20 protein-coding genes and 2 pseudogenes are annotated in these 20,607 nt (G+C 48.9%); 17 read left to right on the forward strand and 5 right to left on the reverse strand.

The features are described from left to right. The first annotated feature begins 69 nt into the window (after positions 1–69). From C1752_RS11215 to C1752_RS11235, 6 genes and pseudogenes are all read left to right on the forward strand, one after another. The gene (locus C1752_RS11215; RefSeq protein ID WP_110986168.1) at positions 70–819 is read left to right on the forward strand and encodes an SDR family NAD(P)-dependent oxidoreductase; all 750 of its coding nucleotides are present in this window, start codon (positions 70–72) and stop codon (positions 817–819) included. Between the two features lie 227 nt (positions 820–1,046). After that, positions 1,047–1,955 (forward strand): NmrA family NAD(P)-binding protein, encoded by a 909-nt coding sequence (locus C1752_RS11220; RefSeq protein ID WP_110986169.1) that lies wholly within the window; start codon positions 1,047–1,049, stop codon positions 1,953–1,955. Between the two features lie 12 nt (positions 1,956–1,967). Then, the gene (locus C1752_RS11225) at positions 1,968–2,144 is read left to right on the forward strand and encodes a hypothetical protein (RefSeq protein ID WP_199464379.1); all 177 of its coding nucleotides are present in this window, start codon (positions 1,968–1,970) and stop codon (positions 2,142–2,144) included. Further along, complete coding sequence (locus tag C1752_RS30270; protein WP_315865254.1) at positions 2,111–2,236, forward strand: YciI family protein; 126 nt, start codon at positions 2,111–2,113, stop codon at positions 2,234–2,236. Before C1752_RS11225 ends, C1752_RS30270 begins: the two co-directional genes overlap by 34 nt. Before the next feature lie 174 nt (positions 2,237–2,410). Next, positions 2,411–2,536: pseudogene (locus tag C1752_RS11230) on the forward strand (SDR family NAD(P)-dependent oxidoreductase); the annotation flags it as partial. Further along, positions 2,520–2,747 carry a Txe/YoeB family addiction module toxin gene (locus C1752_RS11235; protein WP_315865255.1) on the forward strand — a complete coding sequence of 76 codons (228 nt, stop codon included), beginning with the start codon at positions 2,520–2,522 and terminating at the stop codon, positions 2,745–2,747. The pseudogene C1752_RS11230 and the gene C1752_RS11235, both read left to right, overlap by 17 nt. 77 nt (positions 2,748–2,824) lie before the next feature. On the opposite strand, the gene C1752_RS11240 is transcribed toward C1752_RS11235, so the two are convergent. Further along, entirely contained in the window at positions 2,825–3,208 is a 384-nt protein-coding gene (locus C1752_RS11240; RefSeq protein ID WP_110986368.1) for a nuclear transport factor 2 family protein, read from the reverse strand. A gap of 132 nt (positions 3,209–3,340) precedes the next feature. On the opposite strand from C1752_RS11240, the gene C1752_RS11245 reads away from it, so the two are divergent. Next, positions 3,341–4,231 (forward strand): helix-turn-helix domain-containing protein, encoded by an 891-nt coding sequence (locus tag C1752_RS11245; RefSeq protein ID WP_110986171.1) that lies wholly within the window; start codon positions 3,341–3,343, stop codon positions 4,229–4,231. A gap of 136 nt (positions 4,232–4,367) precedes the next feature. Here the strand turns inward: C1752_RS11245 and C1752_RS11250 are convergent, their stop codons facing one another. Then, positions 4,368–5,303 (reverse strand): AraC family transcriptional regulator, encoded by a 936-nt coding sequence (locus C1752_RS11250; protein WP_110986172.1) that lies wholly within the window; start codon positions 5,301–5,303, stop codon positions 4,368–4,370. 223 nt (positions 5,304–5,526) lie between these two features. Here C1752_RS11250 and C1752_RS11255 point away from each other — a divergent pair, with 223 nt between their 5' ends. The 3 genes from C1752_RS11255 (at position 5,527) to C1752_RS11265 (ending at position 11,237) form a co-directional block, all read left to right on the forward strand. Beyond that, a complete protein-coding gene (locus tag C1752_RS11255) occupies positions 5,527–6,540 on the forward strand; it encodes a Kelch repeat-containing protein (RefSeq protein ID WP_110986173.1) in 1,014 nt (337 codons plus the stop codon). Between the two features lie 87 nt (positions 6,541–6,627). Beyond that, on the forward strand, positions 6,628–7,968 hold the full coding sequence (locus C1752_RS11260; protein WP_110986369.1) for an efflux RND transporter periplasmic adaptor subunit: 1,341 nt from the start codon (positions 6,628–6,630) through the stop codon (positions 7,966–7,968). Between the two features lie 74 nt (positions 7,969–8,042). Continuing rightward, positions 8,043–11,237: an efflux RND transporter permease subunit gene (locus C1752_RS11265; RefSeq protein ID WP_110986174.1), complete on the forward strand. Its 3,195-nt coding sequence runs from the start codon at positions 8,043–8,045 to the stop codon at positions 11,235–11,237. Positions 11,238–11,256: 19 nt separating this feature from the next. On the opposite strand, the gene C1752_RS11270 is transcribed toward C1752_RS11265, so the two are convergent. Then, a protein-coding gene (locus C1752_RS11270) for an IS1 family transposase (protein ID WP_233501529.1) occupies positions 11,257–11,971 on the reverse strand; the annotation gives its coding sequence in 2 pieces (ribosomal slippage) (positions 11,257–11,704 and positions 11,703–11,971; 717 coding nt in all). 29 nt (positions 11,972–12,000) lie between these two features. Here C1752_RS11270 and C1752_RS11275 point away from each other — a divergent pair. Then, on the forward strand, positions 12,001–12,366 hold the full coding sequence (locus tag C1752_RS11275) for an SDR family oxidoreductase (protein WP_110986175.1): 366 nt from the start codon (positions 12,001–12,003) through the stop codon (positions 12,364–12,366). A gap of 467 nt (positions 12,367–12,833) precedes the next feature. On the opposite strand, the gene C1752_RS11285 is transcribed toward C1752_RS11275, so the two are convergent. Continuing rightward, positions 12,834–13,640 carry an alpha/beta hydrolase gene (locus tag C1752_RS11285; protein WP_110986177.1) on the reverse strand — a complete coding sequence of 269 codons (807 nt, stop codon included), beginning with the start codon at positions 13,638–13,640 and terminating at the stop codon, positions 12,834–12,836. A gap of 505 nt (positions 13,641–14,145) precedes the next feature. On the opposite strand from C1752_RS11285, the pseudogene C1752_RS30275 reads away from it, so the two are divergent. Both C1752_RS30275 and C1752_RS11295 read left to right on the forward strand, forming a co-directional pair. Further along, a pseudogene (locus tag C1752_RS30275) lies at positions 14,146–14,481 on the forward strand (MarR family winged helix-turn-helix transcriptional regulator); the annotation flags it as partial. Between the two features lie 191 nt (positions 14,482–14,672). Next, the gene (locus C1752_RS11295; RefSeq protein WP_110986370.1) at positions 14,673–15,311 is read left to right on the forward strand and encodes an antibiotic biosynthesis monooxygenase family protein; all 639 of its coding nucleotides are present in this window, start codon (positions 14,673–14,675) and stop codon (positions 15,309–15,311) included. A 180-nt stretch (positions 15,312–15,491) separates the two neighbouring features. Here the strand turns inward: C1752_RS11295 and C1752_RS11300 are convergent, their stop codons facing one another. Then, a complete protein-coding gene (locus C1752_RS11300) occupies positions 15,492–16,382 on the reverse strand; it encodes a LysR substrate-binding domain-containing protein (protein WP_110986178.1) in 891 nt (296 codons plus the stop codon). A gap of 240 nt (positions 16,383–16,622) precedes the next feature. On the opposite strand from C1752_RS11300, the gene C1752_RS11305 reads away from it, so the two are divergent. The 4 genes from C1752_RS11305 to C1752_RS11320 are packed head-to-tail and all read left to right on the forward strand — an operon-like array spanning position 16,623 to position 20,442. After that, on the forward strand, positions 16,623–18,128 hold the full coding sequence (locus C1752_RS11305) for an iron uptake porin (protein WP_110986179.1): 1,506 nt from the start codon (positions 16,623–16,625) through the stop codon (positions 18,126–18,128). An 8-nt stretch (positions 18,129–18,136) separates the two neighbouring features. After that, complete coding sequence (locus C1752_RS11310; RefSeq protein WP_110986180.1) at positions 18,137–18,748, forward strand: flavodoxin domain-containing protein; 612 nt, start codon at positions 18,137–18,139, stop codon at positions 18,746–18,748. A gap of 33 nt (positions 18,749–18,781) precedes the next feature. Next, positions 18,782–19,399 (forward strand): isochorismatase family protein, encoded by a 618-nt coding sequence (locus C1752_RS11315; RefSeq protein ID WP_110986181.1) that lies wholly within the window; start codon positions 18,782–18,784, stop codon positions 19,397–19,399. A 47-nt stretch (positions 19,400–19,446) separates the two neighbouring features. Beyond that, complete coding sequence (locus tag C1752_RS11320) at positions 19,447–20,442, forward strand: alpha/beta hydrolase (protein ID WP_110986182.1); 996 nt, start codon at positions 19,447–19,449, stop codon at positions 20,440–20,442. The last annotated feature ends 165 nt before the right edge of the window (positions 20,443–20,607 follow it).

A 20,607-nucleotide genomic window follows, 5' to 3' on the forward strand; every position in this document is an offset into this window, starting at 1 on the left:
AATGCAGAATTAATTGCAATTTCTCAGGAAGCCTCAAGACCCAGCATTAGAAAACTAACGAAAATAACGATGATCCCGCAAAAACACACCGGCAAAGTAGCTGTCGTAACCGGCGCATCTTCAGGGATGGGTCAAGAATTCGCCCGACGTTTGGCAAACGAGGGAGCCGACTTAGTTCTAGCGTCAAGACATCCTGCCACCGAAACAGAGCAAATGGTTAAAGAGGCTGGACGCAAGGCCGTTACTCAATCCTGTGACGTAACCTCTGCTGACGATGTCCAGGCCCTAGCAGAAGCAACTCAATCTCAGTTTGGACGCTGCGATATTTTAGTCAACAATGCTGGGATTTATCCGTTCCAGCCCTTTGCTGAAATGAGTTTTGAAGACTGGCGCAAAGTTTTCTCCGTCAATCTCGATGCTCTATTTTTTACCTGCCAAGCCTTTCTTCCGATGCTGAAACAGCATGGCTGGGGAAGAATTATCAATGTTTCATCCACCGTTTGCTGGTCCGTTGCCCCCAACGTCACGCACTACACCGCCGCCAAAATGGGAGTGATTGGATTCACCCGCGCCCTAGCCACTGAAGTTGCCGATGCCGGAATAACAGTCAATGCCGTCGCTCCAGGCTTAGTTCGCACAGGGACGACAGAGAGCGGTGAACAGTCAGAAATGTTCGACATGGTGAAGCAGATGCAGGCGATCCATCGCACTGCGGAAACGGATGATGTTGCTAGCGTTGTTTCTTTCTTAGCATCTGAAGATTCTCGCTTTATGACAGGTCAAACCTTATCCGTTGATGGAGGGCTAACGCGATTTTGAGCCAAGCTTCCATTCATCAATCCAGTTGAAAAGTGGCAAGACAAACGACAGAGAGCCGGAGTGTGGACCTCCTGAGACCATGCTCAGCAGATGATTTCTTCGCTTCAATTCGACGAGGCTGTGCCTCGATAAGCTGTTCGGCTTTTTTCTCTTCTCCCGGTATTAGCAGAAGGTGAAGGCAACAAGCCAAAGGACATACAACACAAAAATTTCAGAGGAACCTATAGATGACAACGGAATCCAAGACAACTGGGAAGAAAGTTCTTCTCATCGGTGGAACTGGGGATTTGGGAGGAATGATTGCGCAGGCTTTGTTAGAGCGTGGCGCATCGTTGAGACTTTATGTTCGCCCCGGTAGCCGTTCCAAGCTGCCGTCTGATCTGGAAGAGGCTGTAGAGATCGCGGAAGACGAGTCCCAAGCATGTACGGGTATGGATGTTGTCATTTCGGCGATTCAGGGTGGCCCGGATGTCATTGTTGACAAACAACTTGAGTTTTTGGCTACAGCAAAAGAGGCAGGGGTGAAGCGGTTTATCCCATCCGACTTCAGTTTTGATTTGTTCAAGCTAGAAGAGGGAGAAAACATCAATTCTGACTGGCGGTGCGAATTTGCTCACCGTGCGGAAACGGAGCGTGGAGCAGTCGCAATTAACCACATTCTGAACGGCTGCTTTCTTGATCGAGGCGTACTGTTTGGATTCCTGGGCGCATTTGATCTAGAGAAAAATGAAGCCTATCTCTGGGGAGACGGGAATACAAAAATGGATTTCACCACCTATGCGGATACAGCAGCCTATACCGCTGCAGTGGCCCTGTCCGACGAAGTTTTGCCGAACCAGTGCAAATTTGCAGGAGAGTCTCTGACTTTTCATGAATTACTCAAAGAAGTCTCCGACGGCCTCGGACGACCCATCTCTATCCAACAAATGGGAACGCTAGCCGATCTGGATACAGAAATTGCTAATCGTCAGAAATCGGAGCCAGACAACACCTTTGCGTGGCTACCGCTGATGTACTGGCGCGCCATGTTGAATGGCAAAGGCAAGCTGGAACCGCTGATGAACTCACACTATCCGTCGATTCAGCCGATGACGGTTCAGGACTATACCCACAAGATGACTGTTGGCCAGGATTAAAGGTACGTCATTATGACCAAACTATTTGCCGTCATCGTCAATACTGTTCCAGAGTATTACAGCTATAAAGAGGAGCATCCTGAACATGAACCGGAGCAGGAAAGTGGTTCCGGCAGCAGTATGAGAATGGAACGTTGCTATGCTGCGGCCCATTTATGCCACCAGATGGAACAGGACTCTGGATCTTGAGAGCGGAGAGTCTGGAGGACGCTCAGCAAATTGCGAATACTAGCCCTCGCGCCCGAGATGGGCTGCTAGCGGATTCAGGACGAAACGATTGAACGGTTTGCTACGGACGCCAGCTATGAGGTTGTGGACCGCTTTAGCCACTGGGTCTCAGAGGATCGCCCCATTTACATTGCCGAGAAGATCGCTGATTTTTTTTGCATCGTAGTCAGTGCTTCAATGCACGTCAGTTTTAGATGCCAACTGTTTTAACAGAATCAGGAGAAGTGATGAAGTCACTAGAGGGAAAAGTTGCCATTGTCACTGGCTCATCTAAGGGCATTGGGCGTGCGATCGCAACTCAACTTTCTCAAGATGGGGCTGCTGTTGTCATCAACTATGCCCACAGCGCGGAATTGTCCACAAAATAATCCAAAAATGTTGAAGCGAATCAACAGTCTCATCAAAGATATTCAGCGACAGCCGTTCGAAGGCGTTGGTAAACCAGAACCCTTAAAGCACAACTTCTCTGGATATTGGTCAAGGCGAATCACTGATGAGCACAGAATTATCTATAAGGTCGAAAAGGATTCGTTGATGATTGCTCAACTTCAATATCACTACTAACCGTTGCCCATCACCCGCCGCCGATCAACTTTGTAGTATACCGATCAACTCTCAACGGTCGGTGTGTACGGGCGCTTTTAGGCACCGAGACCGGATGATGGAAGTGAGCAGATTTTCATGGCTTGAATCAAGCCATCTTTAATAGTGTAACGGTGACCAACGTGCTCATTGGCAAGTACGGCTCCGGACAGATCGCGCACGACCTGATGCACCTTGACCAAGACCTGCCCATCATCTTCTAAGTGAAAGGCAACCGGCTCGTTATGTGCACTGATCTCGCTCCCCTGCTCCACCCAGTAAGCGCGGACTTCTTCCGGTCCATGGACAAAACCACCTTTGAACGCTCTTGGCCAATGCACGTCGGGAGTCATGAGGGCGAGGACGGCATCAAGGTCGCGCGCATTGAAGGCCGTGTACGCTGTGCGTAGCAGCTCGATTTCTGGTGCAGGTTGGTCTGACATAAGAGGTAGGTGAAGGAGATGGGTGGACACCCCTAAAATAGTTTTAGCCTCAACCTGCCGTCTCATCCAATTCTGCTAAATTTATCCTAATCCTGCTTGAGACGTGAAATATTAACTGGGTTAAAGCCCATCATGAACCATGCAACCTTCGCACTTGATTTTACAAACCAACAGGAAGCAGCGCGAGTGCTTCCACACTCGCCCTTCGTGGCTAGCTATCATACCGGATGGAAAGGATTAACCTTCACCCACTACTGCCATCCTCCCCATAAAACGGTGGAGCATTGCCTTCTACAGCATGCACTGGTAATCACCGACCCCAAAAGTTGCTTTCAGGCAGAGCGTCGTTTAGATGGCAAACTCAAACACTACGCCCACGGCAACGGTCGCGTAGATGTTATCCCAGCATTTCTAAATCATTGGACAAACTGGGATCAAGAAGTCGAATTTTCGGTGATTGCGATTTGTCCAACATTGCTGAATCAAATCGCTCAGCAACGTGAAATAGAACTGATTCCACAGTTTTCAATAGATGATCCGGTAATCCAGCAGTTAGCCCTCGCGTTTAAGACGGAAATCCAAACGGGTTGTCTGTCTGGCAGGTTGTATGGCGAGTCATTGGGGACAGCGCTTGCCGCTCGTTTGGCGGGGAACTATGCAATCAGAAAGCCTGAGTTGAAAGCTAATGGTTTACCCCAATCACAGTTGGAGCAAGTCATTGATTATATGCAGGCAAATTTGACACAAGATTTATCGATTTTGGATTTGGCGACCCTGACCCGCATGAGTGAATCCCACTTTAGCCGATCCTTCAAGCAATCAGTGGGAATTGCGCCCTATCGGTATTTGATGCAACAACGTGTGGCACGAGCTAAGCAATTACTGCAACAGCAAGCCCTAAAACAGCAAACTATCTCAATTAGCGACATTGCTCTAGATTGTGGCTTTGCAAATCAAACGCATCTAACAAAAGTCTTCCGTCAGATGACAGGGATGACACCCAAAGCTTATCAAAAGCGATGATCCAAAGTAGATTCTGGGGGCGCAGATCTACGCACTTAGCACCAGCGGCTTTCAACCGTCCGCTGCATTTGAATTGTTCGGCGGCGATCTCATTCGATCCAACTTCAAGCTAAATAATAAATGTACAATCCCATGCTCAGGCTGTTCGTAAACGTTCAATATCCCGAATCGGCGGCGCACCAAACATCCGAGAATACTCGCGACTGAATTGTGAAGGACTTTCATACCCCACCTGATAGGCGGCGTTGGACGCATTAGAGTTTTCGGCAAGCATCAGGCGACGGGCTTCAAGGAGTCTTAATTGCTTTTGGTATTGCAGCGGACTCATGGATGTCACTGCTTTGAAATGATGATGAAAAGAGGAAGCAGACATCTCCGCTTGCCTTGCGAGATTTTCAATCTGCATCGGTCGTGCTAAATCAGCCTTGAGTCGCTCAATTACCTCAGCAATTCGCTGCATACTGCTACCAGAGGTGGCAATTTGGCGAACCGCTGCACCTTGGTCACTCATTAATAGGCGATAGTAGAGTTCACGTATCATTAGCGGTGCCAGGATTGCAATATCCTGTGGGGTATCCAAAAGCCTTGCGAGTCTGAGCGTGCAATCGAGCAAGGGTCGATCAGTCGTGCCGATAAATAGACCTCTAACCGCATTCTCTGGTTGGCATTGATTCGGACTTGTTTGAATCGCTAGATCGCAGAGCTGACAGGGATCTAGATTCACCTTGAACCCCAGATAAGGCTTTTCAGGTGTTGCTTCCACAACAAATGCGCTTAACGGCAAATCAACTGAAGCGACAAGACATTGCGCGACACCAAAAGGATAGACTTCCTCACCCAGCAATACTTTCTTTTTACCTTGAACCAGAATGGCAAAGAAAGGGTTGCAGACACTATGTATTGCAGTGGGCACTGAAGAGGCTCGCTGCAATACCACCTGATCGATCGCAGTTTGATGAAACCCGTCTCTTCTACCATCCGTATGACGAGTGAGCAGTGACGCTAATTCTTGGCACTGGTTCGTCGTCGCAGTTGGCTGGCTGGCTGGTGGGCCAATGACTTGATTTGCCATATCGATTCGCTCAATCGTATTCCAATCGGCATTATCGTATTCTACTCAGAATTATAGAGAACTCATAAAATTCCAGCTTGGAGGATTAGGCAATCAACTGCGAGGTCTGTGTATTTATCAGTCTGGATTCTATCGCTACTGTGAACCTAGTTAGATCGATCACTTAAAAGTCTGTGATACAAACCTTAGTTTTATATAGAGCAAAGTCATAAAAAATACAGTCATGAAGAACAAAATTGCAAAAATAGCAATTACCGCATTAGCTGGACTTTTGGCAACTACGGCAGCAGCCCAGACAGATTTACAGTGGACAGATGCAGCGCCTCTCCCCGCAGAAGTACAAGAAATTTACGCCGATATAAGAAACGATAAAATATATACCCTTGGCGGTCTATTCGAAGGTGCACAGAGTGTTTCAGACAATTTTCTGGAATATGACGCTACTAGAGATACATGGACTGAACTCAGTCCTCTACCGGAAGCACGGCATCATGTTGCGGTCTCTATTGTTGAGGATCAACTTTATGGAATAGGTGGATTTGTCGGAGGATTTCCTAACTGGGAAGCTCAAAACACCGTATTTGTCTACGATTTTAATATAGAAGAATGGACTGAAAGTACGCCTTTGCCACAGCCGCGCGGTGAACATACGGCTGCGGTCATAGACGGAAAAATCTACGTGGTTGGTGGGCGCTTAAAAGGAACGCCTGATTCGACAAACTTCAACGATCATTTTGATACTGCTAGTCTATTAGTTTTCGATCCTATCACCGAAGTATGGTCGCCTGCTCCTGATGCGCCCACCGCCCGAAATAGCCATGCAGCAGCGGTTATTGATGAAAAAATGTATGTTGTCGGCGGGCGCGAGTTTACGGAACAAGAAAATGGCGAGTATGCAAACGTTAACGTAGCCAGCCTTGAAGCATACGATCCAGAAGCAGAAAATTGGGAAACGCTTGCCCCGCTACCCCAAGCCGCAGGGGGTATCACTGCTACAGCTGTAGATGGCAAGCTGTATGTCTTTGGTGGTGAACAGTGGGTTCCAGAACAAGCGGTTATTGCTGAAGCATGGGTTTACGATCCAGCGTTAGATCAGTGGAATTCGGTCCCGGACATGCCAACTCCGCGTCATGGTATGGCAGCAGGAGCGATCGGCAACCAAATTTATGTGATTGGTGGAGCAACCGAAACCGGAGCGGGCGCAGTTAATACAAATGAGACTCTCTTAGTACGCTGATTAGACAAGCGCTCAAAAGATATGAGGCGACATACATGATCCGTAAGGGACAGGTCAAAGATGTCAAAAAAGGTGAAATTTAGAGTCATGACATCCGCTAATATTTCGTCCCAACAGTCTCCAGAATTAGAACCAGCGTCAGAACAACAGCAGGAAAAACCTAACCAGAAAAAAATTAAGCTACCTGGATGGTTACTTGCACTCTTACTGGTAGGAGGCGTTGGTTTGTGGCAAGTGTTTACAACGAGTTCTTCACCAACAGCCGACTCTAACGCACAAACGCCACCGCCCAAATCCGTTGAAACGATAGCTCTAACATCAGGTACGGGTAACAGGCAGGTAAGGTTATTAGGACAAGTGGAGGCAGGAGAAAGGGCAACGTTAAGTCCGCAGCTAGATGGTGCGGTACAGAGCGTTTCGGTTAGAGAAGGAGATCGCGTTACGCCAGGAATGACAGTAGCCGTGCTTGACGATGCCGATTCTAGATTGGCTTTAGCCGAGGCACAGGCGAGATTAGCCCAGGAAAGAAGCAATTTAGCCAGGTTACAAGTCGGGACTCGTCCCGAAATAATTGCCCAAAGAGAAGCAGAATTAGACTCAGCCACAGCTAGAGAGTTAGAGGCAAAAGATAATTTGGAACGGATATCGGATTTGACTGAAAGAGGAGCACTCTCTCAAAGAGATTTAATCGAAGCAAGAACCGAAGCTGACGCTGCTAGAAGCGAAAGATACCGTGTTGAAGCTTTACTCGCTGAGGCACAGGCAGGCGCTACCAAAGAAGAAGTTGATGCTCAGCGAGGCTTGGTAGATGCTGCTAATGTAGTCGTCGAACAAATACAGTTGAGGGTGCGGCGCACAGAGGTTAAAGCAGCCTCTTTGGGAATAGTCCAGTCGCGGGATGTCGATCCTGGTGATTACGTCGAAGTCGGCGACCCTGTCGTGACTATCGTTAGCGATCGCTCTTTAGAGATCTTTCTAGAAGTACCCGAAAGCTTAAGCGGGCAAGTGGCTCCAGGAATGCAGGTCACCCTCAACGCTAGAGCGTTACCTGACTGGCAACAGGCAACAGAAATTACCGCCGTAGTACCCACCGCTGACACCGCTTCTCGTCGGCAGCGAGTGAGGGTGAGTTTGAATACTCCACCGCCAAGACTGCTGCCAGGCATGGCAATTCAGGCAAGCTTAGCCGTGCCGATCGAAAGTATAGATACCTTTGTCGTGCCTCGTGAGGCGTTGACCCGGCGGGGGGATGAATGGCTGTTGTTTGTGGTTGATAACGATCAAGCGCAACAGCTTGAAGTCAAAATATCGGCGGACTTGGGGCAAGACGTCGTCATTGCTAATGCCGAGTTGAGAGCAGGTCAAAATATTGTCGTTACCGGCGGAGATGGCCTCACCGATGACGCTCCAGTACAGGTCGTCAATTAGGCAGCCGCAGCAGGTTTGCCGCCAAAAGCAATCGAGTCGCGACCGCGATAATCACTTACTAGCAACTTAGGCAAATGAGTTTAATTAAAACCGCTGTCCGATGGCGACACGGCACAGGCGTCTTGTTTTGCCTGCTTGCCCTCTTTGGCATTCTGGCATTATTCCAACTACCCCTAGAATTGCAGCCTGGCGGCGATCGCCCCGAAATCAGTATTACGACTCCCTACCTGGGGGCTTCTCCGGCAGAAGTAGAAGATTTGGTGACCCGCCCGATTGAAGAAAGGCTCGAAGAGGTTCAGGGTATACAAGAAATTACCAGTACCAGTGGCGCAGGCGTCAGCACCATTGGGGTCGAATTTGAATGGGGTAGCGATATCGAGCGCTCCTTAGTCGACGTGTTTAGCAAGCTACAGCAAGTTGAAGCACTCCCGGCAGAAGCCGACGAGTCTGATGTCGAAGTCATTAGCGGTAGCAGCGATGCCATGATGTGGGTCGTGTTAGTTCCCAAGGAAGGCTTCACGGCTGATGATTATCACTATCGGGATTTAGTGGACGAAGTGATTGTTCCGCGCTTTCGTCAGGTGCAAGGTGTGGGACAGTTTTTCATATCGGGCGGTAGAGCCAGAGAAGTTGAGGTCATTGTTGATCCTAAAGCCTTGGCCGCTCGCAGTCTTACCATTGGCGATGTGGCTGCGACCCTCCGTAACAACAACCGCGATATTCGGGGCGGGCCTTTAGTATTAGGGCGAAGAGAGTATCGGGTACGGACGGTCAGTCGAATTGAAGACGTGGAACAGTTAGAGGGATTTGTGCTGCGTCGGGATGAGGCCGGGACGGTTTATCTCGGTGATGTCGCCGAAGCTCGGATGGGACGCGCCATCCAAGACCGCGCCCTCATCGCCAATAACGAACCGGCGGTCGCCACCGGCATTGTGCGACAGGTTGGGGGTAACGTACCCGAAATATCCGCAGGCATCAGAGCAGCCTTGGTTGAGTTAGAAGCTAGATTTGATCGCGAGGGAGAAGGGATCGCCTTTGAGATTGTTTATGACGAAAATGACTATATCAATGAGTCGATTTCTTTCGTCCAGAGTAATCTGATTCTCGGGGCGATTTTAGCCGCGTTGGTATTGCTGTTGTTCCTAGGTTCGCTACGAACAGTCGGTGTGATTGCGATCGCAATTCCCACCACCCTAATTACGGTCTTCATCGTCTTTTACCTACTAGGCCGCACCCTCAACGTCATTAGCCTAGCGGGACTGGCTTTTGCGGTAGGGATGGTCGTAGACAATGCCATTGTTGTCTTAGAAAACGTCTTTACCCATATGCAGCAGGGTAAAACGCCGATGAAAGCGGCCATTGACGGCACCCAAGAAGTCGGCGGCGCGATGCTGGCGTCTACTTTAACGACGGTAGTCGTGTTTGCCCCGATAGTCTTAGTGACCGGAGAAGCTGGACAGCTATTCTTTGATATCGGGATTGCGCTGTCTGCTTCGGTCCTGTTTTCCCTATTTGCCGCTCTCACCCTGATTCCGATGCTGGCCGGACTGTTTCTTAAACGATCGGAAGCCGAGCAGATGCTATCAGAAGGAGACTATCGAGGCGGCAATAGGTTAGAACGTGCGGTAGCTCAAACTTCGGCTGTATTTCGCCACTTTCAAAGAAGATTAGAGCAATTCATTTTGAAAACAGTGCAGTGGTCAGTTGGCAGAGGTAAATTAAACCGTCGCCTACTCGTTCTAGCGCTCCCCATCCTTTTATTATTCGCCAGTTCCCAACTATTACCCCCCGCCGACTACTTGCCAGAGGGAAATCGCAACATGATTATCTGGTTAGCCGAGCCTTTTCCGGGAACGAGTATTCCCGAAGGGATTGAACTTTCTCAAGCACCGAGAGATTTACTGAGCTCTCAACCAGAGATTATGCATACTGTTTCTATCCATCGTTCGAGCGATAGATTTATTGGCGGTTTTGTTAAATCTGAAGAGGCCACCAGCAACAAGCTCAATAATTTAGTCGATCTGTTAAACGCCAGAAGCAACGATTTTCCTGGCTACCGTTTCCTCGTGCCTATGCGGTCCTCTATTTTTGAAAATCCGGGTAAAGAATTTGAAGTGCAGGTAATTGGTGAAAACTTAGCGGAAATAGATGCGCTTCAGCAACAGCTTAACCAACAAATTAGTGAACTATCTGGCATTGAAAATGTTCGCTCCAACTTTGTCACGGGCGCGCCAGAATTACAGGTAATGCCCGACCGTGAACGTTTGGCAGAAGTCGGATTGTCCGAAGGTGAAGTCGGCGAAATGGTACAGGCTGCTTTGGGCGGTTTACGAGCCTCAGAATTTGTCGATGGAAAAAGAGAACTAGATGTTTCGGTTGAGTTACAAGATACCTTTGTAGAAACGCCTGCACAGCTACGGGAACTCGCTATTTACAGTGGTAATGGTCAAAGCGTTCAGCTAGCCGATGTTGCTCAGGTATTAGAAACGACGGGCGCAGATGCCATCAACCACGTCAATTTAGAGCGCTCTATTACGCTGACGGCTTCTGTCTCTAGAGAAGCCCCGCTGGGTGAGTTAATCAATCGCACCGAACAAGAAATTCTCGAACCTTTACGTCAAGAACTACCGTCCGGTGTTCGCGTTGAGTTAGCCGGATCGGCAGACGTTTTAGCCGAGACACTCTTTCAGTTAGGGTCTACTTTCTTACTCTCATTAGTCATTACCTATTTACTGCTAGTGGCGCTGTATCGCTCTTTTATCTACCCGTTACTAATCATGGCAACCGTCCCGATGGGCATGACCGGAGCGCTATTGTCTTTAGTCGTTGCTAATGCTATTCCAGGTGTCGTCGTTCCCCTCGATATGATCACAGGACTGGGGTTTGTCATCCTCACTGGGGTCGTCGTAAACAACGCGATTCTTCTCGTCGATCGCGCCTTACAGCTGCAAGAGGAAGGCATGGAATATGACGCCTCTTTATATCATGCGGTAGGCGATCGCTTGCGACCCATTTTCATGTCCGCAGGGACGAGTGTGCTAGGAATGCTTCCTCTAGCAATCCTTCCCGGAAAAGGCGCAGAGCTTTATCAGGGCTTGGGTATTACGCTAACGGGTGGTCTGGCTTTATCTACTTTCTTAACGCCGACGGTAATTCCTGCTCTAATGGGGCTAATACAAGATTTTCAGCCCAACAGGAGCAAGAAAGTAAGAGATTATAGTCAGGAAGAAGCCCTAGAATTGATGTCGAGTCAGAATCAAAAACACTAAACTTGAATTTTCGGTAGTCCTAATCGTGTAAGGATTCATTGTAGTGGTGTACAAACATCCAGATAGCACCAATATGATTAGCAATCTTTTTTGAAAACGACAGGGTCTTACGCACTAGGCGAGAGACTCGCTGGCGCATGGTGTAATTGAAGCGCTCAATATAGCTCGTTTTGCCTGTTTCCTGACCCACCGCTTTGTGGCGTTTGCTGGGAAAAACACATCCATAGGCATTCCAAAAATCGGTATATGCTACTGCACATTGACGATAGACCGCGGGTAGTGAAGTCCATAACTGTTGGGCACCGTGCTCAGAACGCTCACCCACATAAACTCCAACAATCTCACGAGTAGCGACATCAAGGGCCAGCCAAATCCACTGCTTGTTGCTCTTATCGTTGACGAATGACCATATCTCATCGCACTGAATCGTTAAGGGGCCTTTTTTTTGACGAGACGTTCGCCGTTTAGGGCACTGTTGCATATTTGTGGTTAACGTACTGTTGCAGCCAGCTGTCGGAAACATCACAAACCCTTGCAATCCCTGCCAGAGGCAGTTTTTCAAGCAACAGCTTATCAATGAGGGCTTTGGTGCGCTGGTCAATGCGCTTTTGCTGGGGGGCTTCGACGAACTGACGGTCACAGGCTCTGCATTTGTGGTTTTGCTTGCCGTTATGGATGCGACCGTTTTTGACGATCTTTTGAGACCCGCAGCTAGGACAGATTAGGGGTGACATTGTTGAGCATGAACGATTGAGCTACCTCTATCCTTGCATCTGGCGGACTACCCGGACGGATTATCAATATCTCGTCTACGACGACGGTATATCCCGACTCAGGACTAGCCATTTATGCGGCTAGCAAGAACGCGATCAAAATGTTCACTGAGATTTTGGCACAGGAAATTGGCGATCGCGGTATCACCGTAAACACACTTTTGCCTGGACCTACTACGCCAGGAATGTTCGATAATATGCCGAATGAAGTACATGAAGCCGCCGCCAACAGCTCTCCGTTCAAGTGGATTGGTCGTTCAGAAGATATTGCTGATGTGGTTGCATTTTTGGTGAGTGACAAGGCCCGCTGGATTACGGCTCAGCATATTGTGGTCAATGGTGGAGCCAATATGTAGGGAGCGACTAGCAACGCTTCACCCTAAACGTTTACTGTAAGTACTTGCGAAATCCATTCACTAACGTTGCACATCACCCCTGTACTGTAACCGAACAACTTTCGGCGGTCGGCGCGCATGGGCGTTGTTATGCCTCTGTTTCATTGTGCATCTCTTTTTTCAGTGCTTACTATTTAATTTGTCCCATCAAAAAAATCAATCATTGTTTCTGATGTTTTCAATAATAGATCACGTCCATCTGTCTCACCGAACAAACCAATGCACTTGCTAAACACAGGGTTGAGAATAAACGGTAAATCTATGAAGCTAAAGTGATTGGCTGAGTGTAATAAATGCTTATGTACATTGGCATGACGTGTAAATTGATCGATCCGGGTTTTGTCTTTTGTCATTACTACATCAAAGCTATTTTGTGGTTTGTTTCCTTTAGATGTATATTTGTCCCGATTAGACAAAATTAGTAAAAATTATTTTCCTACACCAGCAATGTCAATCCGATCCATGTAAAGGAAGCCATCGAGATTAACACTTTTCGCAATTCGTGAGTCTGCTCCACAAGCCAAAAAACTGGCAGAGCCACCGGAAGAATGTCCAGCAGTAAAAATTTTATCTGGATTAATTTTTTGATATAACCATGAATCAATAGTGGCATTTAGATGAAATAATTCGTCTAAAACGGCAGATAGATTATTTGCTTTCTTCTCAACAATTTCAGCAAAGAGAGTGTCTGCACGATCAACATTATTGAAATCAACTTTGTTAAATGCAATTTGTGAGCCATCGACAAGCAGACTCCCAGAACTCCAACCTGGATGATTTATGCCAACAACAATAAAACCATGACTGGCAAATTCTAATGCATAAAAGGTATTCAGAAAGTTGACACCACCAAAACCCGGTGAAAGAAGAATGGTTGGGAAGCCATGTTGACTCTGAGCTAAGGTTGCATCAATCATGGACGGAGCCTGGATCCGACCGAGACAAAGCCTGTTCAGAATTAACTTGGATAGAGGACTCAGTCCTGTGGTCATCACCGATAATGTTCGGTCAAGATGGTCGATGTAAGGGCTATGAATATCTTGTCTCGTATTGCTTGGATACCAAATCTTAGCAATGATTCCAGAGTGACTGGGTAGATTCCAAATGAAGTCGGATGTACCTACTTTCCACTGTCCTGATGGTGTAGGGAATGGATTAGCTGAAATTAGCCCATAAGGCAGAAGTAAAACTACAACGATGAAACAGACAAGAAGCAAAAATATAATAGTGGTCATTTCATGGCTATTGATAACAATTTACTTTGGTAAAGTATCCGATCAGAACAAAATCTAGTTTGGTCAGCATTGCATTCAAAGAGTGATCCTCTCAGAAGTATTACCATTAGTAATTTAAGCGGTCTAAATAATTATATGAATGGCGGCTGATAACTTCCGTAGGAGGGGCATTATCCGCCAACTCTCGTATAACGTTGAGATAATGACATCATCAAGCTAGAGTCGGATAACTCCGGCTATAGGGTTGTTACACAGTCGTTTGCTGTAATCTGAAGGAAATATTGGAGGATCTATAGTTCGAGAGAAACCTCTGACTCATCCTTCGAACCCGTGGGGAGCAGTAGTGACGATTGCGATGGCCTTTGGCCTACCTGTCTCCGGGGGAGGAGCTTCGCAAACGGTAATCGCATCCCGCACCCCGACAACACAAACAAGCGAAAACAGCGAGAAGCGTAGGATAGTCTATACACCTGTCCTCCTGTCTAGCCACGAGTCTTGCCATGCCATGCCCAGTTCCTCCTCGAATGCTGATTTTCTCCGGCAGTGGCACCCTACGCTAGCACCCTACAACCTTGGCTACAAAGTCAAACTCGTTTCCCAACTCATGTATCGAGATTTTTTAGAGCGACTGGAACCTCACGGGTTGACACCATTTCACTATCTTGTCCTTTGCTGCCTGTGGGAAGAAGATGGGCTGTCCACCTCCGGCATTGCCAACAAACTCAAGCAGCTTGGCGCAACCCTAACCGGCGTCGTTGACCGCATGGAGGATCGCAACCTCGTGTATCGAGAACGAGATTCTAGCGATCGCCGTATCGTTCGCATTTGGCTGATAATGGAAAACACAGCAAGGAATGGATGCTGCACCCCAATACATTTTGCAGTGGCGATGCTGGCCTCAAATGATGTCCACTGGACTACGGGGCAGAGCATTCGCGCCAACAGCGGTATTGTCTAAGAGGAACTATGATGATCTCCGACCGACCTCAGATCATCACAATCCAACCAAGCTCATCACTAGAGGATCTTGGTATGCCCACGGTTGCCATTAACAACGAAGTGACGACTGTCATCATTGTCTTTACGGTGGAGCCATCTCAGCAGCAGGAATTAGTGGATGCGATCGCAACTTTCCTCCCCACCGTCAAACAGCAACCTGGCTTTATCTCTGCCAACATCCACAAGAGTACGGATGGGGTGAAGGTCGCCAACTATGCCCAATGGCGAAGCCAAGCAGACTACGAAGCTTTCATCAATAATGCTGAAGCCCAAGCAAAAGGAGAAGCGGTGCGAGCCTTCGGTCCACCAGATATGCATGTCTACGAAGTCGTGGCTTCTGAAACTAAGATTGGTATTCCTGAGATTAAAGCTGGCGGCTACCTAGCCCATTTTGCTGAGTTTCGGATGCAGCCTGAAAACCAACCCCGCATGGTGGAATTGGCCAAGGAACATGTTGTTCCAGCAATGGGTCAGCCTGGACTGCTATCGGCAAACTTCCATCGCAGTTTAGACGGCACTCGTGTGATTAACTATGGTCAGTGGGAGAATGCTGAGGCTATTGAGGAACTGCAAAAGCAACCCGGCTTCGGTAAAGAAAAACCCTACTGGGATGGACTGGCAGAAAATGAGTTTCATCTCTACGAAGTTGTACTCACAGAGACCGCAGACTAACTCATCTCAAAATCCAAGCCATGCCTTTTCTGGGTATATTCTGTGAATCGCAACACCCAAAAACTTGCGGGTAGCGGTTTATATTGTGCCGTTCGTTTTGAACTTTCAGGGGCTGTTGAAGAATTTCCAGACAATTGGTGATTGGATTGAGACGCGGTTAAGTTACCATTTCTCTGATTTTTATACAGCAGTGCCCCCAAGACTTTCTTTGACGACTTCTACAAATGTCTGCAGCATGGCGCTCGAATTGTCGCGACGTGATGCTAAGGACAAATCAATCTGGGGTGCACTGTAAAGCTGACGATAAACAACCTTAGGTCTCTGAAACTGTTGGACTGAGGCAGACAACAACGCTATCCCCATTCCTGCTGCCACAAACCCAAGAATAACCTGCATCTCATCTGCCTCTTGAACAATAATGGGGCTAAAATTTGCCTGCTGGCAGACAGCAATTGTGCGATCGTAAAGACCACAGCCGCGCTCTCGCTGAAACGTGATGAAAGGTTCGTGCTCTAAATCTTGAATCCTAATCTGGCTCTGATGGGTTAGGGGATGCCCCTCTGGAAGTGCGACGGTCAAAGGCTCTTCCAGGATGGTTTCAATCGTGAATCTTTCATCCTTCACAGGCGACACCATAAACCCAATATTAATGCGCTGCTTCAGGAGCGCTTTAAATTGCTCCTCCGTTGTCATGCCGTAGACCACCAACTCTACATCTGGGAAACGCTCTTGATATCGTTTTAGCGAGAGTGGAATCACATCATAGGTAGAAGAAGCTTCAAAGCCGACAACCAGCCGCCCGACTTCGCCTCGGCTGGCCCGCTGGGCAACCTGGACCGCCACGTCAGCCTGGGTTAAGACTTGACGCACCTCAGGGAGAAAGGCACGACCTGCTTCTGTGAGTTCAACTTGACGCTTCGTGCGGTGAAACAATTCAACGCCCATTTCTTGCTCAAGCTGACGAATTTGACGGCTCAGAGGCGGCTGAGAAATAAGAAGACGCTCCGCAGCACGCCCAAAACTGAGTTCTTCTGCCACTGCCAAGAAATACTTTAGTTGTCGAAGCTCCATTTTTGATTGATACCTAAAAGGTATTGATTACGTTCAAGATCGGTATTGGACAAGGGTTATAGCCACTCAGTAAGTTTAAGAGGTCTTCGGCACCATCCACAGAAAAACAGCAAATCGATCTTTGGGGAGACCGCAATACTAATCAACTTTGCAAAGACCACCCGGAGTCTTCAGACCACTGGTCGAACACTTGTTCTCGGTCCCAGTTGCTTCTTCGCAACCCTGCAAGCCGGACTGTTAATGAGCAGCGCAACAGAAATATTCTCTCCCCCGTTAGGGGAGCTAGAAAATCTAAGCGGCAATCCATCTTTTGCAAATCGTCCTCTAACTTCTGTTGATCAATTGACCGATGTTCAAGCCTCTAGCTGGGCTTTTCAATCGTTGCAGTCTTTAATTGAAGACTATGGGGTCGTTACAGGTTATCCGAATGATACGTTTCGAGGCGCTCGCGCCCTGAGTCGCTTTGAGTTTGCATCGGTCCTCAACACAGCCATTCAGGAGTTGAGTCAACGTCAGCTATCTCGGTCAGACTTGGATACTCTGCAAACACTCCAGACAGAGTTTGCCTCAGAATTATCGGCTGTCCAAGGACGAGTTAAAACGCTAGAAGCGAAAACGGCAGACATAGACGCTCATCAGTTCTCTACAGCGACTAAGTTTGTCGGTCAGGTGATTTTTGCCGCCAATGCTGGAGGATTTACGGGAGATCGCATCATTGCTCCTAGTGGGGTTTTGATCAGTGAAAACCAGCCTCGGCCCACTTTTATTCAAAGAACTGCGCTATTTCTAAACACCAGCTTTAACGGGACCGATCAGCTTCAAGTCCGACTGATCACCGGCAGTGATGGTACGACAGATAATGCCACAGGTCTGCTAGAACCGAACCTGGGCAGCAACCTGGACTACACCACCCAAGGTCGAGACGACCTAATCAGTTTGGCCCGCTTGTATTACAGCTTTTCTCCGCTGCAGGATCTGCAGCTCACCATTGGGCCACAGCTTGTGATTAGCGACTACGCCGACACCAATAGCTATGCCAATACTCCTCTCGATTTTTCTACCCAGGCATTCATTAATAATTTCGTTCTGTTCCCCCGTCCAGCAGGTGCAGGTGCTGTCCTAGAGTGGAATCCAAACCAAGGTCCCTTCCACCTACGAGCGATGTACGTGGCGGGTGATGCTGCCGGTCTATTGCCCGAAAACGATGGCCTGATTGGGGGTGGGGGACCGGATGATATTGCCTTGTTCCCCGTTGCCGGTCTAGGGGCTGCGGGGGGACTCTTCGGTGATCCTAATCAAGGATTAGTGGAGCTAGAGTATTCTCCTGGATCTTTCGCTATGCGACTCCAGTACAGTCGCGGCAAGGTGATTGGCAGTGAGTTTGATGTCTTAGGACTCAATGCTGAAGTTGCAGTTAGCGATCGCATCGGCCTATTTGGGCGCTATGGCTACGGCGCTTACGACAACACCACCCTCGGTGATCTCCGGCCTAACTATTGGATGGCTGGCGTCTCTGTCAAAGATTTATTCATGCCGGATGCACTGGCGGGCATTGCTGCAGGCCAGCCTCTAATTGAGCGCGCGGTTGGAGATGGCACTCAAACCAACTTTGAGGTTTTCTATAACGTACCGGTTAGCGACAATATCCGTGTGACGCCGCTGCTGCAGGTGGTGACCAACCCCGGCAATCAAGCCACCAACGGCATCATTTTCTCCAGTACCGTGCGCGTCATTTTTTCTTTCTAGTGAGACCTATGACCAACATTTTGATTGTCTACACCACAAGCCTCGGCAATACCGAAAAGATGGCAAAAGCGATTGCAGATGGCACTCGCTCTGTCGCAGGGGCTGAGGTCATTTACAAAAGCTCTAATGAAGTCGAGATTGACCATGTTAAGACCTGTCAGGCTTTGATTGTGGGGACACCCATCCGTCATCGAACCGCAGATGCCCGTATTAAAGCTTTTATCGAAGACACCCTCGAAAAGCTGTGGTTGACCGATGACATGGTGGGCAAAGTGGGCGGCGTCTTTAGCGTGGGCGGCGGCTACGGCAATATGGGTGCGGGTTGTGAGCTGGCTCAGCTTGGTATTTTGAGTGCAATGGCCGCCTGCGGCATGGTGCTGGTGACCTTGCCCAAAACAACGCCAGGGTTTGACGTAGCGGGAATGCATTGGGGACCCAACGGTCGTTCCGGCGGCCCCAAAATGGAACCCGTCGGGGTCACAACCGAAATGCTGGAGACGGCCTATCACCACGGGGCCAATGTTGCGAGAGTTGCAGTGGCGCTAGACGGTCAGACACTGATGGCTCACGGCAACATCGCTCCCTCCCCTGAAATCGTTGACCTGTTTTTAAACGGCTGACGCAAACAAAAAACAATAAGGAGACCCACAAACATGACCGCATTCAATTTCACCCAAGACAACTCGGCCCTACTGCTAATTGACCATCAGGTCGGCACAATGAAGCTGATCAAGAACTTACCCCTATCTGAAGTCGAGAAAAACACCCTCGCGCTGGCCCAAATCGCCAAGACGCTTAAAATGCCAGTCGTTTTGACCAGCAGCCAGGAGGATCGGTTTCAAGGACCATTGATGGAGGCTCTATCAGAAATGCTGCCGGAGGCCTATGCAGCAAGAGTCAAACGGGCTGGAATCGTCAATGCCTGGGATGACCCCAATTTCGTCCAAGCCGTTAAGGAGACGGGACGGAAAAACCTGATCATGGCCGGAATCACAACAGATGTCTGCCTAATCTTTCCCGCCATTAGCGCGGTACAAGAAGGCTACGGTGTTCAAGCCGTGATGGATGCTTCGGGGTCTCCATTTCACCTTTCGGAGCGATTGGCTCACCAGCGAATGCATGATGCGGGTGTGGTTCTAACGGCAACGATTACATTGCTTGCTGAACTGGTGCAAGACTGGAGCCGTCCCGAGGGCGTTGAACTTCAGAAGATGCTATTCAGCGATATCCTTCCCTCCGATTTCATTGAAGGTAATCAGACACCTTACTAAAGGTCTAATAAAGCACTTGAAGTTAACGTTGTGAGTATTGCGATCGCATGAACCCAGACCTACTCGCCAAAATGACAGCGGACACCCGTGCCTTAGTGGAGCAAATGCAGTCCCAGGACTCCTCTCCACCCGAGGGGGACTGGATTGAGGCGATCCGCAGTGAGTATCGGCAAATTATTCCCCTCGCTGGGGAAGCTGAAGCCGTTGATTCTGTTGAAGAGTACGAGATTGCTTCAGATTCTGGCCCCATTCCGCTACGGCTTTATCGCCCCGCCCCCGGCAGACGGCCTGCACTGGTCTACTTGCATGGCGGTGGGTTCGTCAGTGGGGATTTGGAAACCCACGATCGGCCTTTACGTGCGATCGCAAACCGCAGCAACTGCACCGTGATTGCCGTTGACTACCGTCTAGCACCTGAACACCCCTTCCCTGCAGCACCCGAAGATTGCTTTGCCGCTTTGGAATGGGTCAGAAAAGAAGCGGAGCAACTTCAGATTGACGCAACTCAAATTGCAGTCGGAGGCGATAGTGCAGGAGGCTTGCTGGCTGCCGCCGTTTGTCTGATGTGTCGCGATCGCAACCGGGACCAGCCGACTGTCCAGATCTTGATCTATCCAAACACAGATCTGAATGCAGACACTGATTCATGGCGGGAGTTAGATTTTTTGCATCCATCTCAATCTCGTGAAAACTTTCTCAAGCAGGTTGAGTTGTATACCCCCGATCCAGATCAACGCACGCTAGCCTACGCTTCACCATTGCATGCCTCTGACTTGTCACAGCTAGCACCAGCCCTGATCATCACGGCAGAACTCGACGCTCAACGGGATGAAGGTGAGGCTTATGCCCAGCGACTGCGCGAGGCAAGTTGTTGGGTGACTCATACTCGTTACCCTGGCGTCATTCATGGCTTCTTTCAGCTAGGGGGCGCGATCTCGTCTGGCAAGGTTGCAATCAATGAAGTTGCAGGCTTCCTCCGCCTGCACTTCAGTACTCAAACAGAGGCAGAGCAGGAAGAATACATCCTACGTTCCGCAGGTTAGTGAATTCTTGTAAGCCTTTTCCAGTAAAGGCTTTGAGCTTTAGCCCGAAATTCAAGAATACCTCCCTCAGAGCGTTGAGATACAGGTGGCCGATTAACCTGTATTGCTTTTCCAATCTGGCTTCTAGAGAGTCTGTGATCTGTTTTTTCAGGTGATGCAACCTGG

The sequence above is a fragment of the Acaryochloris thomasi RCC1774 genome (assembly GCF_003231495.1).
In the GTDB taxonomy this organism is placed as follows: Bacteria; Cyanobacteriota; Cyanobacteriia; order Thermosynechococcales; family Thermosynechococcaceae; genus RCC1774.

What these genes read in the sequence shown, in the direction of transcription:
- C1752_RS11215 (WP_110986168.1), top strand. Translation starts at nt 70, where the DNA reads ATGATCCCGCAAAAACACACCGGCAAAGTAGCTGTCGTAACCGGCGCA.
- C1752_RS11220 (WP_110986169.1), top strand. Translation starts at nt 1,047, where the DNA reads ATGACAACGGAATCCAAGACAACTGGGAAGAAAGTTCTTCTCATCGGT.
- C1752_RS11225 (WP_199464379.1), top strand. Translation starts at nt 1,968, where the DNA reads ATGACCAAACTATTTGCCGTCATCGTCAATACTGTTCCAGAGTATTAC.
- C1752_RS30270 (WP_315865254.1), top strand. Translation starts at nt 2,111, where the DNA reads ATGCCACCAGATGGAACAGGACTCTGGATCTTGAGAGCGGAGAGTCTG.
- C1752_RS11235 (WP_315865255.1), top strand. Translation starts at nt 2,520, where the DNA reads ATGCCCACAGCGCGGAATTGTCCACAAAATAATCCAAAAATGTTGAAG.
- C1752_RS11240 (WP_110986368.1), bottom strand. Translation starts at nt 3,208, where the DNA reads ATGTCAGACCAACCTGCACCAGAAATCGAGCTGCTACGCACAGCGTAC.
- C1752_RS11245 (WP_110986171.1), top strand. Translation starts at nt 3,341, where the DNA reads ATGAACCATGCAACCTTCGCACTTGATTTTACAAACCAACAGGAAGCA.
- C1752_RS11250 (WP_110986172.1), bottom strand. Translation starts at nt 5,303, where the DNA reads ATGGCAAATCAAGTCATTGGCCCACCAGCCAGCCAGCCAACTGCGACG.
- C1752_RS11255 (WP_110986173.1), top strand. Translation starts at nt 5,527, where the DNA reads ATGAAGAACAAAATTGCAAAAATAGCAATTACCGCATTAGCTGGACTT.
- C1752_RS11260 (WP_110986369.1), top strand. Translation starts at nt 6,628, where the DNA reads ATGACATCCGCTAATATTTCGTCCCAACAGTCTCCAGAATTAGAACCA.
- C1752_RS11265 (WP_110986174.1), top strand. Translation starts at nt 8,043, where the DNA reads ATGAGTTTAATTAAAACCGCTGTCCGATGGCGACACGGCACAGGCGTC.
- C1752_RS11285 (WP_110986177.1), bottom strand. Translation starts at nt 13,640, where the DNA reads ATGACCACTATTATATTTTTGCTTCTTGTCTGTTTCATCGTTGTAGTT.
- C1752_RS11295 (WP_110986370.1), top strand. Translation starts at nt 14,673, where the DNA reads ATGCCCACGGTTGCCATTAACAACGAAGTGACGACTGTCATCATTGTC.
- C1752_RS11300 (WP_110986178.1), bottom strand. Translation starts at nt 16,382, where the DNA reads ATGGAGCTTCGACAACTAAAGTATTTCTTGGCAGTGGCAGAAGAACTC.
- C1752_RS11305 (WP_110986179.1), top strand. Translation starts at nt 16,623, where the DNA reads ATGAGCAGCGCAACAGAAATATTCTCTCCCCCGTTAGGGGAGCTAGAA.
- C1752_RS11310 (WP_110986180.1), top strand. Translation starts at nt 18,137, where the DNA reads ATGACCAACATTTTGATTGTCTACACCACAAGCCTCGGCAATACCGAA.
- C1752_RS11315 (WP_110986181.1), top strand. Translation starts at nt 18,782, where the DNA reads ATGACCGCATTCAATTTCACCCAAGACAACTCGGCCCTACTGCTAATT.
- C1752_RS11320 (WP_110986182.1), top strand. Translation starts at nt 19,447, where the DNA reads ATGAACCCAGACCTACTCGCCAAAATGACAGCGGACACCCGTGCCTTA.